Consider the following 17,796-nt stretch of genomic DNA (forward strand, 5'->3'; position numbering starts at 1 on the left):
AAAGGTGATTAGCTGTTCACTCCACATTGCTGGTAAGAAAATAAACCTTTTGGTATTTTCCTTCTGTATCCATTGCAGTCGCTTACATATTGCCTACTAATGAAGATGTTGATATGCTCCATTTCGATAGAAAGGGCCGTTGAAATTCCATTCATTTTACATGGAAAAATGGTAAAGTTAGTGGAGGATCCTCTCCAATCGGCTGTATAGCCGATTGGAAGGAGGGAAATCAAAAGATTAATAAATTAAATCATGGCTGTAGAAGTAATAATAAGAAGTAGAGGGACTTTATAAAAAGGCTATGCGGAGGGGGAACTCATATGGGCAATTACTTATCAATCAGTGAAATGGCTTCCATTCACAGTATCTCAAGGCAAACACTCATTTATTACGATAAGATCGGTTTATTTAAACCGGTACATATAGATGAACATGGTTATCGGTACTATAGTGCCGTTCAGATTCCGTTTCTAAGGGAAATTTGCTTTTTGAAGTCGGTTGGCATCAAACTGAATGATATTAAGGACCATATAGGAAATCGGAATTTAACCACTGCCATGTCACTTTTGGAATTTCATCAAGAATTCATTGATAAAGAAATAAATGCCTTGATGAATACCCGTACATTCATTCAACAGAGATTAATGAAATATTCAGAAGCCAAAAATATTAAAAGTGAATTGGATAAACCTATTATCGAAGAATTTCCTGAAAGGCATGTCTTATTTATACCATTTGAAAATGAATTGTGCCGAGAAGAATTACATTTAACGCTGATGAAAGCTTGGAATGTATTAAGTAAACATGAAATGCTTCCGTCTGAGGGATTTGGCACGGTTATTTTAAAGGATAAGCTTGGAACGGATGATGTTTTCGAGGGTGCGGGAATATATACTGCATTACCTTTTATCGATCCTGATATGGATAACATGATGACGTTGCCTGCTGGGCAATATGCATGTGTATATAAATATGGAATGCCATATAACATTGAGTTTTTAAATGAATTGGTTCAATGGATCAGTGAAAATCACTATAGAATTATTGGGGACGTCGTAGATGCTTGCTTATTGGATACGACCTTTTACGAGAATGATAGTAGTGTTGATTTTTGTCAGCTGCAAATCCCTATAGAGAAAATTACTTGAATTTTCAAATATCCATTGACTGTATAGTAGAAATACACTTTAGAATATCAATTGTAACCGATAACATATAGGTTATTTTAATGTGACTATACATAGGATACTGATTTTAAATTGACAGGGGGATTTATTATGTCTGAAAAAATGAATAAAGTGACAGATTTACGTTCTGCGCTGGAACTACTGAAGTCGATTCCAGGACAATTGATTGAAACGGATGAACCAGTCAATCCTCATGCTGAATTATCTGGCGTGTATCGTCATGTCGGTGCTGGCGGGACAGTGATGCGTCCAACAAAAATCGGACCTGCCATGGTTTTCAATCATGTTTTGGGTCATGAAGATTCAAGTGTGGTAATCGGACTTTTAGCCAGCCGGGAAAGAGTCGGCCACATGCTGGATACAAAACCCGAGCGGCTCGGGTTCCTTTTAAATGAAGCTGTAAAAAACCCAATTGATCCAATCACCATTTCGAATGATAAAGCGAAAGCTCAAGAAGTGGTTCACTATGCAGAAGATCCGGATTTCGATATCAGAAAATTAATACCTGCGCCTACGAATACAGAGGAAGATGCAGGTCCGTATATCACGATAGGCATGTGCTATGCCTCCGATTCAGAAACGGGTGAATCTGATATTACGATACATCGTTTATGTTTACAAAGTAAAGATGAGATGACCATGTATTTTGTTCCTGGACGTCATTTGGAAGTTTTTCGTGAAAAGGCTGAAAAAGCAGGAAAACCGTTACCCATTTCCATTAGTATCGGTGTTGACCCTGCTATTGAAGTCGCTGCTTGTTTTGAAGCACCAACGACACCCCTTGGCTTTAATGAGTTGAGTGTTGCAGGGGCGATCAGGAAAGAAGCGGTAGAATTGGTCCAATGCTTGACGATTGATGAAAAAGCTATCGCGAATGCTGAATATGTAATAGAAGGGGAATTGGTTCCCGGAGTGCGTGTTCGGGAAGATCAAAACACCAATACTGGAAAAGCAATGCCGGAATTCCCTGGTTATACAGGTTCAGCTGTTGCGGATCTGCCACTAATCAAAGTGAAAGCTGTAACGCACCGAGTCAACCCAATCATGCAAACAGTTATTGGTCCGAGTGAGGAGCATGTGAATATGGCTGGCATTCCAACTGAAGCAAGCATTCTGCAAATGGTGGAAAAATCCATGCCAGGAAAATTATTAAATGTATATGCCCATACTTCAGGAGGAGGTAAATACATGGCTGTTCTTCAATTCAAGAAAAGTCAGCCAAGTGATGAAGGGCGCCAAAGACAAGCTGCACTATTGGCGTTCTCCGCCTTTTCTGAACTGAAGCATGTATTCATCGTGGATGAAGATGTGGATCCCTTCGATAGCAATGATGTTCTATGGGCGTTAAATACTCGTTACCAAGGTGATGTTGATACGGTTTTCATTCCTGGAGTGCGCTGTCACCCGTTAGATCCTACACAAGATCCTGCATACAGCCCTACCATTCAGGAAAAGGGGATTTCCTGTAAAACCATATTTGACTGCACAGTACCATTTCATTTAAAAAATGAATTTAAAAGGTCTGAATTTAAAGAGGTGGATCCAAGTCGATTCGTTCCTGGATTTTCCAATTCATAAGTTTCTATAAAGTTTCGATTCAATGACTAATGTAAGGAGGGGAATTAATGAAAATCACTGTTGGGATAACAGGAGCGACTGGAGCCATTTTTGGAATTAGGATTCTTCAGATGCTTAAAAGCAGTGAAGTTGAGACCCATTTAATCATGTCCCCGTGGGCACATGCCACCATTCAACATGAAACATCTTATTCTGTTAAAGACGTGGAGGGATTAGCTGATCATTCCTATTCCTACAAAGATCAAGCTGCAAGAATATCAAGTGGATCTTACCGGGTTGATGGCATGATCGTAGCACCTTGCAGTATGAAAACGCTAGCTTCCATTCGCATGGGACTAGCGGATAATTTATTAACGCGATCTGCTGATGTCATGTTGAAGGAAAGAAAAAAATTATTACTAATGACTAGAGAAACCCCTCTGAATACGATTCATTTGGAGAATATGACGGCGCTTTCCAAAATGGGGACCATTATATTCCCTCCGATGCCAGCCTTCTATAATCATCCTGAGAATGTTAACGATATCATTGACCATCTTGCTTATCGGGCGTTAGATCAATTTGAAATCGATACTCACGGTGCGAAACGGTGGGACGGAATGAAATATCGCACCAAAATATAACAGATTGCTAGTGAATTAAGGAAAAAGGTGAAAAAATGAATGGGGTGGAAATGCCAGTAGAGGTATTCGACTTGTTAAATGGTAAAGATCTTGTCGACAAGCAGCATGAAGCCATGATGCTGTTGACGGTAAGTGAAGAAGGATGGCCGCATACTGCTATGGTTAGCGTGGGTGAGATCGTAGCGATAAGCAGGAAGGAATTAAGGATTGGCCTATGGCCGGATACTTCGACTACAGCCAATGTCATTCGTACCCATAAAGCCACACTGGTTTTGTTTTGGAAAGGTAAAGCACAATATATTCGCCTTTCATTAGAGAGATTAAAAGAACTGCCAGATGCGCAATACAAAAGAGAAAGATTCCACGCCAAAATAATAGAGGCACGGGAGGATATGGCTAAATATGCTGAAATAACCTCTGGAATTAAAATCGACTTGAAAAACCCTAAAGAAGTTGTTGAACGATGGAGCGCTACCATAGAGGACCTCCTTCAATAAAATCCCAGTTACCGACTTTAAGACGATAAAGGATTCGAAATAATCAAATTATGATTGAAATAATTAGAACTTCATGTAAAATAAAATCGTTACATGTATTTATATCTTGCCTATTCATTAATCATTAAAAAATGCCCTTTTTTAATGAAAATTAATGAACTGACTGGCTATCTTAATTTCTCGATCAAGTTACCTTGATGTGAAGTTAAGATAGCTTTTTTTATTAAATAGCAGGATGGTTAATGTTAATAAATATGGAAATGGAGGAGTTGCTATGGAAATGTATGTAAAGGAATTGGGGGATCACAGAATCCAAATTGCTGATTATCCTGGAACGAAAGGGCCAATCATCGCCATACATGGTTTAACGGGTAATCATAAGCAAATGCATTATTATGCAGAAATGTTAAAGGGCGAGTACAGAGTCATTTCGATTGACTTGAGAGGGAGGGGGAATAGTTCAAGGGCAGATGTGCAGACTTCTCTATTCAAACATGCAGAAGATGTAATTGAGTTAATTCAAGAGTTAAAGATAAATAACCCGATTTTGATCGGGTATTCAATGGGAGCCTTCATCTCAAGCGTTGTAGCCAGCAAATTAACCTCGGTAAAGGCCCTGATATTATTGGATGGTGCGGCCAATTGCTCTCAACAACAAAGGGACATCGTACAACCTTCTCTAGGCCGATTAAGTAAAGAATATGAATCTCAAGAAAGCTATATTGCAGAAATTAAGGAAATCTATAGCCGCTTGGGTATCAAATGGACGGATCACCTGCAAAGTGTGGCGGAGTATGAGGTTCATGAAGTGGATGGTTACTGGGAGAATAAATCATCAGAAGACAGCATTCTTAGAGATTTCGATAGTTTTTATTCTTTTGTCCCTAAAGAGATTTGTAGACAAATTTCCTGTAAAACGTTATTGGTGTATGCCAGTGGGAAAATAGGGGGATTTCCTCCTTTATTTTATGAAGAAGCCTATGCTGATACGAAGAAATATACGCCTGATATTGAAATGATCGTTTCTACATGTAATCACTATACAATGGTTTTTGAAAAAAGGGCGGAGATTAACGAAGGAATAAAATCTTTTTTAAAACGAATTTAATTTTTTGCAGTTATTTTAAAAAAAGATATTGAAATTAACAGAAAATAGTGTAATATTAAGAATATAAAATAAACTTAATTATTGCCTATTCATTAGCTATTAAAAAATAACCTTTTTTAATAACAACTAGTGAACAACTGGCTACCTTAAACACCTGCTGTCAATTATTGATAGTATGTTTAGGGTAGCCATTTTTGTCGTGATAATGTAAACGCTTAATGAATTTGGGGGTTTTATGGTTGAAAATCATTGATTTAACATTGGAACTTTACGATGGTCTAGTTACGGATAATGATTTACCTGCAATAGGCATTAAAGATGAACCTCTTGAACATCTTGAACATGAGGAACATCCTAAAGGCTGCCGTTCCAAGTTGATTTCTTTTTCTGATCATAGTGGGACACATGTCGATGTGCCTTCACATTACTTTGAAAACGGGGAGTCGGTTGAAAACATCAATCTGGAGAATATGTTTGGTGATGCCCTCATACTGGATGTAAGCATGTTAAAAGCGACACATGAACCGGTTACGAAAGCTTTACTTGAAGAGGCGGAACGCAGGCAGGGGGTGTATGTAGAAAAAAACGATATCGTCCTCATCAGGACATGGGGGAAATCATGGGGGGGAGAAGGCTTTTTTGAAGCGCAGGCCTTAGATGATAGTGTGGCCCAATGGTTTATTGAAAAGCAAATACATATTGTCGGTTTGGATTTGCCCAATGCCGATTTGAACCAGGACTCAGAAAGCGGAATTCATCAAAAATTACTGAACCATGATATATATATCGTTGAAAATCTAGTGAATCTTGAAAAATTACCTAAGCATTCTCGCTTTCTTTTTTTCGGGATTCCTTTAAAACTAAAAAATGCAACAGCCTCACCTATAAGGGCACTATCGATACTCGATTCACAATTAATATAAAGAGGTGCAGACGAATGAGCGAGGGATTATTGTATTTCAAGGAAGTTTATGATGTGGTGCCAGGCTGGGTGCAAAAAATGCACGATTATAGCCCCAATGCACTTGATCACTATACCAACTTGCGCAGTAACATCATGCAAGAGGGAGCATTGACGAAGAAGGAGAAAGATATATTACTGGTAGGCATGAATGCTGCGAGGTTGTATGAACGAAGTATGGTTTACCATACAAAAGGGGCAATCGATGGCGGGGCAACATTACCGGAACTGGTGGAATATCTAATAGTTTCATACTTATATAACGGAACAGAAGCATTAAAAACAGGAATGAAGTCTTTGGAGTATGCTCTTACACTTAAAGGCATTCGATATCCCGAAATAAGTGGCCATCAAGGAACAGCAGAAGAAATCCTGCTTTATATGATTGAACTATTAGGGGATGAGGAGACGGAATTCGTCTCGAATGTTTTGAAACTGGTTAAATCGGAAGACCAAAACTCCCTTAAAGATTATATATTAAGTGATTCAGTGGTTTCAAAAAGGCTAAAACATCTTCTGATGACAGGAATATTCATTACAGAATTAAAAGGGGAACAGGTTGGGGAATGGATGGAGGCGGCAAGGTTAAATGGGGCCTCGGAAGAACAATTAGCTGAAGTGGGTCTGATTTGCTTATTGACTGCTGGAATACCTGCTTGGTTTGAGGCAAGTGATTCATTGATTGAAAATAAGTAACGTGAGATTGGTGGGGAAAACATGACGAAAGTACATCAAGATATAGAAGCAGCTTTATCTTGTGTGAAGAACGGTCATACACTAATGGTAGGTGGATTTGGCTTGATCGGTGCCCCTCTTACATTAATAGATGGTTTGGCCAAAAAGGATGTAGCAGGCTTGACGGTAATCAGTAACAATTTAGGCGAGAAAGGAAAAGGGCTGGGAGTTCTCCTAAGCCAGAAGAAAATAAAAAAAGCGATCGGTTCTTATTTTACAAGCAATCGTGAAATTGGGGAGTTTTACCAACGCGGGGAAATTGAATTAGAACTATTACCACAGGGGACATTAGCGGAATCCATTCGTGCTGGCGGTGCTGGCATTGGCGGTTACTATACGAAAACGGGTGTAGGGACCGATTTAGCTAAAGGAAAAGAAGAAAGGGAAATAAATGGGGCTACATATATTTTTGAACCTGCCATAAGAGCAAATGTAGCTTTAATTAGGGCATGGAAGGCAGATACACTTGGTAATCTTGTTTATTATAAAACGGCTCGAAACTTTAATCCGGGAATGGCAACAGCTGCAGATGTCGTAATTGCGGAAGTGGATGAGATAGTTGAACCTGGAGCACTCTCACCAGAAGAGATTGTAACACCGCATCTATTCGTCGATGGAATTATAAAGGCAAAGAAAATCCTGACGAAGGAAGGTGTCAAAGTTTATGAGTGACAAAGAATTCATGCAAAATATGATAGCAAGACGCGCGGCAAAAGAATTGACGGGTCCTTGTATAGTGAACCTTGGAATCGGGATTCCGACCTTGGTTGCAAAGTACATTGATGATGAAAATGTTTTTTTCCATACGGAAAATGGATTATTGGGAGTTGCTGATGTAGAGGAAGATGAAATCGATCCCAATTTAGTTAATGCAGGCAAGTTACCAGTAGGGCAATCGATTGGGGCATCATTTTTTAATAGTGCAGAATCGTTTGCAATGATCCGTGGAGGTCACATTGATGTTGCCATCTTAGGTGTTTTGCAGGTAGGTCAAACCGGGGAAATTGCAAATTGGGCGGTACCAGGCAAGAATATCATGGGTGTTGGAGGAGCGATGGACCTGTTGGTTGGCGCCAAAAAAGTGATCGTGACCATGACACATACAAGTAAGGAAGGTAAAAGTAAAGTTTTAAAGAAATGCACCTACCCGATTACTTCCACTAGAAGCGTTGACATGATCATTACCGAGTTGGCTGTCTTTGAAGTTATTGACAAACAGTTGAAATTGATTGAATTGATGCCCGGTGTAACGATCGAAGAAGTAAGAGCAAAAACAGAAGCGGATTTTATCTATTAAATGTTAAAAAGGTGGATTAAATGAAAATACGTTCAGTAGAAGTATACATTATTGATTTACCCACAATTCGTCCTCACCAGCTTGCCATGCATACGATCGTGGAACAAACGATCATTCTTGCCCGTGTCATGGATGAAGAAGGCGCGGAAGGTTGGGCAGAGGTGGCGACAATAGGCGGTGCTTCATATGGTGAGGGGACGCCAGAGGCGATAAAAGTGAATATTGATACATATATCGCCCCGCTTATCATTGGTAAAAACCCCGTCCATTATGACAAAATCATGCATGAAGTTTCACTCAATGTTAGAGGAAATAATTTTGCGAAGGCTGTCGTTGAATCAGCCATGGTGGATTTGGTAGCCAGAAGGAGAAACATCCCTGCTTATGAATTATTCGGAGGACAAATTCATAAATCATTGCCGGTGGCATGGACATTGGCAAGTGGGGATACGAATAAAGATATCGAAGAAGCGAAAGAATCCTTACACCAAAAACGTCATAATATCTTTAAATTGAAAATTGGCAAAGGGAATCCATATAAGAATGTGGAGCATGTATTGAAAATTATTGAAGCCGTGGGAGATCAAGCACGCATTACGGTTGATGTTAATCAGGCATGGGATGAAACAACGGCTACGTATTGCATTGAAGCTTTACAGGAAGGCGGGGTTTCCATGGTCGAACAGCCGCTGCCAGCTTGGGATAATGAAGGGATGTCAAGATTGACGGATCGTTTTAAGGTCCCGATCATGGCCGATGAGTCATTGAATTCTTTACAAGATTCATTCCAAATAGCTAAACATAGAGCAGGTAATTCGTTCGCCTTGAAAATATGTAAACATGGCGGGATGACCCAAACGAAAAAAGTGGCTGCAATTGCTGAAGGTGTAGGTTTTGGTTTGTATGGAGGAACGATGATTGAATCATCATTAGGCACGGCCATTTGTGCACAACTTTATTCAACCATTCCCAAATTTGAATTCGGTACTGAATTATTCGGTCCGTTACTATTCAAAGAAAATATTACCCTAAACGAAATAAAATATGAGAATTATGAAATAATCATCCCGGATGGTCCAGGATTTGGCATGGAGATAGATATGGAAAAAGTAAAACATTTTTCAAGAGGTCTTTAATTAATATAAACTAGAAAGGGGATTATGGAAAACCCACTAGTTTATGCAAGTAATCTTGAGAGGATGTAGTTTTATATGGGACAGCCAACATTATTAATCACCGCCTATGCGAAGGCGCCGCAAAATACGAGCATGTATGAAAATTATAAATACGCTGGGATGGTATTGGAAATTCACAAGGAAAGTCACATCATCATTAATGCAGAATTTACGTTTTTAACAACTTTGGCCCAGGATTTTTTCAAGCGAATGATAGTTGGTTTTGATTTTAGTAAGGATATTGATTCTTTAATAGAGAATATTAAAACGGACTTTTTAGCTCCATCGCAGCAGTCGGTGATTGTTGCCCTGAAAATAGCTCACCAGAGATATAAGGATAGTTTAGAAGAAAGAAATAAAAATAGCAGGAGGTAGAAAATTGAGCAATGTAGTTATTATAGACTCGGTTCGCACCGCTATAGGGAAATTAGGGGGAGCATTGGAAAATGTTCCTGCCGATTTCCTGGCAGCTGCTGTCCTTGATGAAGTGATCAAGAGAGCGGATATTCCTAAAGAGAGTATTGATGAAGTGATTATGGGACAAGCCAAACAAAGTTCAGACGCTTCAAATTTGGCAAGAGTTGCATCACTCCGGGCAGGATTTCCTGTGGAAGTACCAGGTTATACCGTACACAGACAATGCGGATCCGGCATCCAGGCAATCAATTCTGCTAGTCAACAAATACAAAGCGGATTAGGAGATGTAATCATTGCGGGCGGAGCGGAATCAATGAGCACGGCCCCATACTATATGAGAAATATCCGTTTTGGATTGAAATCAGGGAATGGACAGTTATTGGACCCGAATACGGAAAGCCAGCCAGGTTCACAGCCCGTTGAAGATTACGGAATGTTAACGATGGGAATGACAGCAGAAAATCTCGCTGAAAAATACTCCATTTCAAGGACTGAACAAGATGAATTTGCTTTAAGGAGCCAAGAAAATGCAAGACGGGCAATTTCTACTGAAATATTCACGAAAGAAATCGTCCCCTATCAAATTAAAACGAAAAAAGGGTTATTGGAATTTAATGTGGATGAGCACCCAAGAGAAACCAGTCTGGAAAAGTTGGCAAGTTTAAAACCGGTTTTCAAGACAAATGGAACGGTGACCGCTGGAAATAGTAGTGGAAGAAATGATGGTGCATCCGCTCTGATACTTATGTCGGAAGAAGCAGCAAAAAGGCATGGTAAAAAGCCGAAAGCAAGAGTGATTGCTCAAGCGGCAGCAGGCGTATCACCGAATTACATGGGGCTGGGGCCTGTCAACTCCACCTTGAAAGCGCTTCAAATGTCAGGGTTGAAACTGAATGATATTGATTTAATAGAACTGAACGAAGCCTTTTCTGCGCAAGCTTTGGCAGTAATCAAAGAATTGAAACTTGATATGAATAAAGTGAATCCTAACGGCGGTGCCATTGCCATGGGACATCCAATTGGTGCCACTGGTGCAATTTTAGCAACCAAATTGATACATGAGTTAGAAAGAACGGGAAAAAGATATGGGCTAGTCACACTATGTATAGCAGGTGGATTAGGAATCAGTACCATCATTGAAAATCAACAAATATAAAAACTTTAAAAAAATTGGAGGAAGTATTATGAAGAATCAAAAAGTAATCGACGTTTATAATGGATTGGTAGTTAAATTCAAGGAATTAGTTAGTGAATATGAAATAGATCATAATGACTATCAAGCTCTTGTTGATTGGATGGATCAATTAGGCAGGGCAGGGGAAATTCCGTTATTTATGGATGTATTCTTTGAAACGCATGCACTTCAGGAAATGTATAAAAGCGTAAAAGGAACGGAACCTACTATTCTAGGACCATATTACATTGAAAATACGCCAGTCGTTCAAAATCCCGGAATGCTGCCACAACGAGAAAATGAACCAGGTGACGCCCTTTACTTCTCAGGATCTGTTAAAGATGTTAATGGAAATCCGTTGGCAAATACCAAAATCGATATGTGGCAGGCTGATGCAAATGGTGAATACTCCTATTTCGCTGAAGGTATTCCAAATGATAATTTGCGTGGTGTTTTTTATACAGATGCGAATGGTAATTTTGAAATAAAAACAGTTGTACCGGGTAATTATTCAATTCCAACAGATGGACCTTCCGGACAATTCTTAAAGTGGATTGATCATCATGCATTTCGTCCAGCACATTTACATCTCTTGTTCCAACCGGAAAATGGCGATAGATTAGTAACGCAAATATATTTTGAAGGCGATGAATATTTAGAAAACGATGTTGCACAAGGTGTTCGCGGAAGCTTAATTACGAAGTTAGATAAACATTCAGGTGCAGAAAAAGGATTGAAAAATGATTATTATACGGCTCATTTAGATTTTGAATTAAGATTACAAGATAAACCTGTTTTCAATAAACCTGTCGTGAAAAACTAATCATCGCTAAGAATATGAAGGCAAAGAATCTCGAAAAAAAGGGTAGTTACATCTGATCTTTTCAAAATTATTTTAGACTGGGAGACCCTAATAAATGGTGTCTAGTATGTAATGAAAATAAAAAAGATAGTTTGTTGAACAATTTCAATCTGGATTATCTGATTTTTCCGAATTTTTCCGAGTTCCTATTATGGAACTCGGAAAATAAATTCGTTACGGAAATTTTTTAAAATGATGGGAGGCGGAAAATGCGTAGTGTAATTGCTTCGGATATCATTGCTGTCAGTAAATTTAACCGCTTTCATTCACTTGTTTTTCTTTGGTGTTTTTATGCCATCGCTTTCGACGGGTATGAAATAGCGATGTACGGTGTGGGTTTGCCTTGGATGATGGAAGAGTGGGATTTAACTTCGATTCAGGCTGGGGCAGTCGGCAGTTATTCCTTATTCGGCATGATGATGGGCGCATTGATTTTAGCACCGATCGCAGATAAACATGGCCGGAAGAATGTTCTCGTCATTTGCATGATTTTGTTCAGCGTATTTACCTTGGGGGCAGGGATTGCACCCAACCTCACATGGTTTACCGTCATGCGTTTCATAGCGGCAATAGGCATGGGAGCTTTGATGCCGAATGTTATATCGCTAATGACTGAATATTCCCCAAAACAAAATCGGGCCATCATTGTAGCTGCGATGTATTGTGGCTATTCAATCGGCGGAATCCTGGCATCGTTAGTGGGAATGTATATCATTCCTTATACGGATTGGCGTGTATTATACTTTATTGGGATTTTGCCATTACTTACACTTCCAATATTCATGAAGCAGTTTCCTGAATCCCTTTCCTACTATCTAGCAAAAAAGGAATTTGGTAAGGTTGTTGAAATCCTTAATAAGGTCAAACCAGAAGGGGATTTTAAAGAAACTGACGATTTCAGGCTTAGTGAAGCTGAACAGAGGGGGAAAGGATCTCCAGTAAAAAAACTATTCACGAATAAACGGGCATTCAGCACGATTTCCATATGGATGGCTGTGTTCTGTACATTGATGATGGCTTACGGATTAAATACATGGCTTCCAAAAATGATGCAGGATTCAGGATTCAGTATCACCTCAAGCCTTTCATTTAACCTGGTTTTATGCCTTGGTCAAATAGGAGGCTCATTAATCGGCGGTTATTATGCGGGGAAAATTGGGCATCGCAAAATACTTGTTACACTATTCTTTTTAGGGGCCGTTACCTTTGTCGCATTGAGCGCTACGACTAATACCATCGGAGTATATTTACTTATTTTTATGGGGGGGGCATGTACTGTTGGTGCCATGAACTTAGCCAATCCCTATATCACAGAATATTACCCCCGTGAAATCCGTACGACGGGAATGGGCTATTCGCAAGCTATAGGCAGGATCGGCTCCATTCTCGCTCCTACTTTAATAGCCTTTCTTCTATCAACAGGCATGGATCCGAAGGTGGCTTTTGCTACATTTGCCCTGCCAAGTATCATCGCAGCGGTCGGTTATATTCTGGTCCAAGAAAAACATGGATCTTTTGACAGGGTAGTCAAGGAGGACACTGAAGAGGTAGAATCAGAGAAGACTGTAACTATTTAAAGAAATGATTCACAATTCGGAATAAAACCCCCTTGGTTGTTTAACTTTGCAACAAGGGGATCTGCAATTCAATGTTTATAGGGAAACTCAGATTGATAAGTGATTGCAGGAAACATATAGCATTTATGAAATTTCAATAAAATTTAGTAGAACGATGTACTAATGTTGGGCATTAGGTTAGGGGGAAAAATATTGAGCTCAGAATTAAAAGAAATAATAGACGATCGCACATCGGAACTGGTAACGGACGGATCAAAAAAAGGAAAACAGAAAACTGTTCGATGGTTCATCTTATTTCTAATTGCTTTAGTCACTTGTATTAATTACATCGACCGTGCCATCATTTCGCTTGCTGCTCCGAATATTCAAGCCGATTTACAAATAGATCCGGCTTTGATGGGAATCATATTTTCCGTATTTGGCTGGAGCTATACCTTCTCCATGCTATTCAGCGGCTACTTTCTTGATAGATTCGGTCCTAGAAAGGTATACACGGTTTCCCTCATTTTATGGTCTGTATTTACATTCATGGTAGGAAGCGCGAAAAATATATCGTCACTTATTACATATCGCATAGGGCTTGGTGCCTTTGAATCTCCTTCCATACCTACTAATGCCTGGTGTGTATCTGAGTGGTTTCCTAAAAAAGAACGTGCAACTGCTGTAGGGATTTATACGGGTACCCAATATATTGGGCTAGCCTTCCTGACTCCAGTTTTTACTTGGATCATCATAACCTTTGGCTGGAATTACCTGTTTTATATCGCCGGAATTATTGGGATTCTTATTGGATTTGTTTGGTATGGATTCTATCGGAACCCTAGGGAACATAAGCGGATTTCTCAGGAAGAGCTAAATTATATCAAAGAAGGCGGGGGAATGATCGGAACTGAAGAGAAGCATCCTTTCTCCTGGAAACGAATAGGCCAACTGCTTAAACACCGTCAAATTTGGGGAATGTTCATCGGGCAATTTTCGATTCAAACTACTTTGTTTTTCTTCATGACTTGGTTTCCATCCTATTTGATCGATGAAAAGGGAATGACGATGTTAAAAACCGGAATTTATGCGAGTATCCCTTACATTGTTGCCATATTAGGAACTCTGATTGGCGGCCGATGTTCCGATTGGATGCTGACTCGCGGTGTATCAACAGGATTGGCCCGTAAACTGCCCATTATTGTCGGATTGTTATTGTCTTGTTTGATTCTGGGGGGGAATTATACGGATTCACCAAACATAGTCATCACCTTTATGGCGATAGCATTCTTTGGACAGGGGATGGCATCAACAGTTACCGGTGCCCTTTTAGCTGATATTGCACCGAAAGGAATGGTAGGCCTAACGGGCTCCTCACTATATTTCGTAGCTAACATTGGCGGGGCATTATCTCCCTTAATCGTCGGTTTAATCATTAGTGCGACACATTCTTATGCAGCAGCGCTAACCTTCATATCCGTAGTGGCCCTAATTGGCGCTTTTGCTTATATCTTTCTTATCGGAAAAGTCCAGCGTATAGAAATCACGATGAAAAACTAAATGGAGAAAGGCGGAATTACATTGAAACTGAGTTTATGCACGACAGGATTTAAAGAATGGGACATAGAGGAAATAATAAATTGGCTGCTTCCTTTGCAAGCGGATGTTAAAGGACTTGAATTATGGAATAAACATATAGAACGATTTCAGGAGAAGCACGGACCACTGGACAAATTGGCCAAATTACTTGAAACCAATGATCTACAAATACCTTCCATTAGTGGATATACGACTTTTTCGAAACTCTGGAACCAAAAAGAACATCAAAATGAAATCAATCAAGCAAGAAAATTGTTAGATATGGCTCATCAATTAAACTGCCCATTAATACGGACGTTCGCAGGCCATATAGCTTCAAGGAATGCCTCACCAGAGCAATGGTCGGAAACGGCTACCGAATTAAATAAATTAGGGCAAATGGCAGATCTCTATGGAGTGGATGTAGCAATAGAAATTCACTATGACTCCTTTGCGGATAACCTCGAAGCCATTCAAAAGCTTCTAGAAGATATCGACCATCCACGGATAAAACTGATTTTCGATGGTGCTAACTTATACGTTGATCAATTGAATCCGAAAGAGGTATTGGAATCCATCTTCCCCCATGTCAGCCATGTACATTTAAAAAATTATCACTTCGATCATAAAGAGCGTTATAAAAACAAACCAGCACCCATTTTTAGTGGAGACGTTGACAATCTTCGCTTACTAGAAGAATTGAGAAAGCGAAATTATACTGGCTTTGTTTCTCTCGAGTATTTCGGTCAGGAAGGAATGCCTAACTTGCTTGCCTCATTAGAACAATGGAAACAACAACTGACATATTGATTGCTTCGCGTATTTTACATGAAGATATATGTGGGATTTCAACTTTTATTTAAATGACTCTATTCTCTTAATGAGCAGGATATCCCATCATCGCAGTCGAACATCAAATAGTTAAAGAGAGGACTGATTAAGAGAAGCTGAATAGGAGGGTGAATATGCAGAATCATGAGCTGGAACAAGTCATAAAAAATGCGGACAGGGCCATAAATAATGAGGATTTCGATCATTTAATGGAGTTCTATTCAGAGGATGCGACTTTAGTTGTCAAACCTGGAACGGTCGCAAAAGGGAAAGATGAAATTCGCCGGGCATTCATAGCTATCGCTGAATACTTTAATCATAGTTTAATCGTCAATCAAGAAAAGATGGCAATAATCGAAACGGGTGATACGGCATTGGTTGTGGCACAAGCCAATCTAAGTGCCAATCAAAAGGACGATTCCGAATTCTCGATGGAAAGAACAGCGACATATGTTTTTAAAAAGGATTCCACGGGTACATGGCGCTGTATAATCGACAACTCTTATGGTGCTGAAATAATTAAGAATTGAAGTAATTAGCTGCCGTAAATGGTGGCTTTTTATTTTTTAAGAATAATCTTCTTCCTCATTCTGGAAACAATTGACGACTCACCCCTTTAAGACTTGAAGTTCGATGCGGCAAGTGGCAGAATAATAATTTCCGATTGTGCCCATTAATAACAAAGACTACAATAAAAAAATAATGTACGACAAAACAAGAAGACGAGATCCTTAAGATATCGCCGTCTCATTTACCACGGGTTAATATTCCTCAATGGTCGCTTATTTTAAAGCTGATAAACTTCTGCTCCATCATTTCCTGCATCGCATATTTGACGCCTTCCCGGCCAACACCGCTGTCTTTCCAGCCGCCATAAGGCATATTATCAATTCGATAAGTTGGGATATCATTGATTACGACTCCACCTGTTTCCAAGCGTTCCGCCGCATAAAAAGCTCGTTCTATACTCGGAGTCATCACTCCTGAGTTCAAGCCGTAACGCGAATCATTTGCATCATTGATGGCATCATCCAGCGTATCGAAAGGGAAAATGCAGACAATCGGACCAAATACTTCGAAACGAAATACTTTTGAGTCACGATTTACATTGGTTAAAACGGTAGGCAATAGTACATTGCCTTCCACTGTACCGCCGCACTCAATTTTTGCTCCTTCCTGTACTGCCTCATCAATCCAACTTTGTAAACGCTCCAATGATTTTTTTGAAATCACCGCTGTAATATTTGTATTTTCCTCGAGAGGTGAACCGATGACAAGCTGTTTTGTGGTACTGACGAAACGATCTAAAAATTGTTGGTATAGTGATTTGTGGACATAAATCCGTTGAATCGAGATACACACCTGCCCATTATTCGTAAATGAACCCATTACACTTCTTTGAATAATTTGATCGATGTCGACTCCTTCATCAATGATGAAAGGGGAATTGGACCCGAGTTCAAGTGTAAGCTTACGGAAGCCTGCCTGCTGCTGGATAAGGTGTCCGACCTCTACACTGCCTGTGAAAGTCACTTTTTTTACATGTGGATGGGTCGTCAAGGCTTCACTTAAAACATCGCCTTTGCCAGGTATGATGTTCAATACTCCATCTGGCAACCCGGCTTCTTTAAAAATATCGGCAAGAACCAGTGCGCTCAATGGGGTTTGTTCGGCAGGTTTTAACACAATCGAATTTCCAGCGGCAATAGCTGGACCCACTTTATGGGCAACCAGATTAAAGGGAAAGTTAAATGGGGTAATCGCGGTAACGACGCCAATCGGGGTGCGAACCGTGAAGCCAAAACGGTTTACCCCACCGACTGCCGCATCCATCGGGATCTGTTCTCCATAATTGTTCTTGGACGCTTCTGCAGCAAAGCGATAGGTCTGAACCGTACGATTCATTTCTTCACGAGCATTTCGAATCGTTTTCGCCGCCTCCAGAGAAATGATTCTTGCAAGTTCTTCACTGCGTTCTTCCATGATTGCTGCAGCTTTAAATAAAATTTCTGCTCGTGCATGAGCCGGGTAGGATCGGTATTTCTGAAAAGCAGCATTTGCCTCCACAATCGCCTCAATGGCATCCGCTGGTTCAGCCTGTCCGATTTGTGCAATTTCTTCGTTTGAATGGGGGTTATATAATGGCTCATATGATTTAGCCTCCCGCCATTTACCACCGATCCACAATTGCCACTTTTTCTTCATCTGAAATCCCTC

At 39.9% G+C, this 17,796-nt stretch carries 18 protein-coding genes; 17 read left to right on the plus strand and 1 reads right to left on the minus strand.

From position 1 onward, the window contains the following. Positions 1-320 precede the first annotated feature (320 nt). The 17 genes from MKX49_RS08420 to MKX49_RS08500 all read left to right on the plus strand — a co-directional run bounded on the left by MKX49_RS08420 (position 321) and on the right by MKX49_RS08500 (position 16,109). Positions 321-1,148 (plus strand): MerR family transcriptional regulator, encoded by an 828-nt coding sequence (locus MKX49_RS08420; RefSeq protein ID WP_323598124.1) that lies wholly within the window; start codon positions 321-323, stop codon positions 1,146-1,148. A 129-nt stretch (positions 1,149-1,277) separates the two neighbouring features. Next, positions 1,278-2,765: a UbiD family decarboxylase gene (locus tag MKX49_RS08425; protein WP_340876037.1), complete on the plus strand. Its 1,488-nt coding sequence runs from the start codon at positions 1,278-1,280 to the stop codon at positions 2,763-2,765. A 47-nt stretch (positions 2,766-2,812) separates the two neighbouring features. Further along, positions 2,813-3,388 (plus strand): non-oxidative hydroxyarylic acid decarboxylases subunit B, encoded by a 576-nt coding sequence (locus MKX49_RS08430; protein ID WP_340876038.1) that lies wholly within the window; start codon positions 2,813-2,815, stop codon positions 3,386-3,388. 35 nt (positions 3,389-3,423) lie between these two features. After that, on the plus strand, positions 3,424-3,885 hold the full coding sequence (locus MKX49_RS08435; RefSeq protein WP_340876040.1) for a pyridoxamine 5'-phosphate oxidase family protein: 462 nt from the start codon (positions 3,424-3,426) through the stop codon (positions 3,883-3,885). Between the two features lie 274 nt (positions 3,886-4,159). Beyond that, positions 4,160-4,993 (plus strand): alpha/beta fold hydrolase, encoded by an 834-nt coding sequence (locus MKX49_RS08440; RefSeq protein WP_340876041.1) that lies wholly within the window; start codon positions 4,160-4,162, stop codon positions 4,991-4,993. Positions 4,994-5,232: 239 nt separating this feature from the next. Then, positions 5,233-5,916, plus strand: coding sequence for a cyclase family protein (locus MKX49_RS08445; RefSeq protein WP_340876042.1), 684 nt, complete (start codon positions 5,233-5,235; stop codon positions 5,914-5,916). 14 nt (positions 5,917-5,930) lie between these two features. Beyond that, positions 5,931-6,650, plus strand: a complete 720-nt coding sequence (locus MKX49_RS08450) for a carboxymuconolactone decarboxylase family protein (protein ID WP_340876043.1) — start codon at positions 5,931-5,933, stop codon at positions 6,648-6,650. A gap of 21 nt (positions 6,651-6,671) precedes the next feature. Next, the gene (locus tag MKX49_RS08455) at positions 6,672-7,361 is read left to right on the plus strand and encodes a CoA transferase subunit A (RefSeq protein ID WP_340876044.1); all 690 of its coding nucleotides are present in this window, start codon (positions 6,672-6,674) and stop codon (positions 7,359-7,361) included. Further along, entirely contained in the window at positions 7,354-7,986 is a 633-nt protein-coding gene (locus tag MKX49_RS08460) for a 3-oxoacid CoA-transferase subunit B (RefSeq protein WP_251542177.1), read from the plus strand. Before MKX49_RS08455 ends, MKX49_RS08460 begins: the two co-directional genes overlap by 8 nt. Before the next feature lie 20 nt (positions 7,987-8,006). Next, a complete protein-coding gene (locus MKX49_RS08465) occupies positions 8,007-9,122 on the plus strand; it encodes a muconate cycloisomerase family protein (protein ID WP_318290875.1) in 1,116 nt (371 codons plus the stop codon). Positions 9,123-9,197: 75 nt separating this feature from the next. Beyond that, positions 9,198-9,536 (plus strand): DUF3870 domain-containing protein, encoded by a 339-nt coding sequence (locus MKX49_RS08470; protein ID WP_048687694.1) that lies wholly within the window; start codon positions 9,198-9,200, stop codon positions 9,534-9,536. A 4-nt stretch (positions 9,537-9,540) separates the two neighbouring features. Continuing rightward, positions 9,541-10,734, plus strand: coding sequence for a thiolase family protein (locus MKX49_RS08475; protein ID WP_340876047.1), 1,194 nt, complete (start codon positions 9,541-9,543; stop codon positions 10,732-10,734). 28 nt (positions 10,735-10,762) lie between these two features. Next, complete coding sequence (locus MKX49_RS08480; protein ID WP_340876049.1) at positions 10,763-11,575, plus strand: dioxygenase family protein; 813 nt, start codon at positions 10,763-10,765, stop codon at positions 11,573-11,575. A 248-nt stretch (positions 11,576-11,823) separates the two neighbouring features. Continuing rightward, entirely contained in the window at positions 11,824-13,191 is a 1,368-nt protein-coding gene (locus MKX49_RS08485; protein WP_340876050.1) for an MFS transporter, read from the plus strand. Between the two features lie 192 nt (positions 13,192-13,383). Next, entirely contained in the window at positions 13,384-14,730 is a 1,347-nt protein-coding gene (locus MKX49_RS08490) for an MFS transporter (RefSeq protein WP_340876052.1), read from the plus strand. 21 nt (positions 14,731-14,751) lie between these two features. Then, positions 14,752-15,558: a sugar phosphate isomerase/epimerase family protein gene (locus tag MKX49_RS08495; RefSeq protein ID WP_065421209.1), complete on the plus strand. Its 807-nt coding sequence runs from the start codon at positions 14,752-14,754 to the stop codon at positions 15,556-15,558. Between the two features lie 155 nt (positions 15,559-15,713). Next, the gene (locus MKX49_RS08500) at positions 15,714-16,109 is read left to right on the plus strand and encodes a YybH family protein (RefSeq protein ID WP_340876054.1); all 396 of its coding nucleotides are present in this window, start codon (positions 15,714-15,716) and stop codon (positions 16,107-16,109) included. 241 nt (positions 16,110-16,350) lie between these two features. Here MKX49_RS08500 and MKX49_RS08505 read toward each other — a convergent pair whose 3' ends face one another. After that, complete coding sequence (locus tag MKX49_RS08505; protein WP_048687700.1) at positions 16,351-17,784, minus strand: aldehyde dehydrogenase family protein; 1,434 nt, start codon at positions 17,782-17,784, stop codon at positions 16,351-16,353. Between the last annotated feature and the right edge of the window lie 12 nt (positions 17,785-17,796).

The sequence above is a fragment of the Peribacillus sp. FSL M8-0224 genome, assembly GCF_038003055.1.
Taxonomy (GTDB): Bacteria; Bacillota; Bacilli; order Bacillales; family DSM-1321; genus Peribacillus; species Peribacillus frigoritolerans.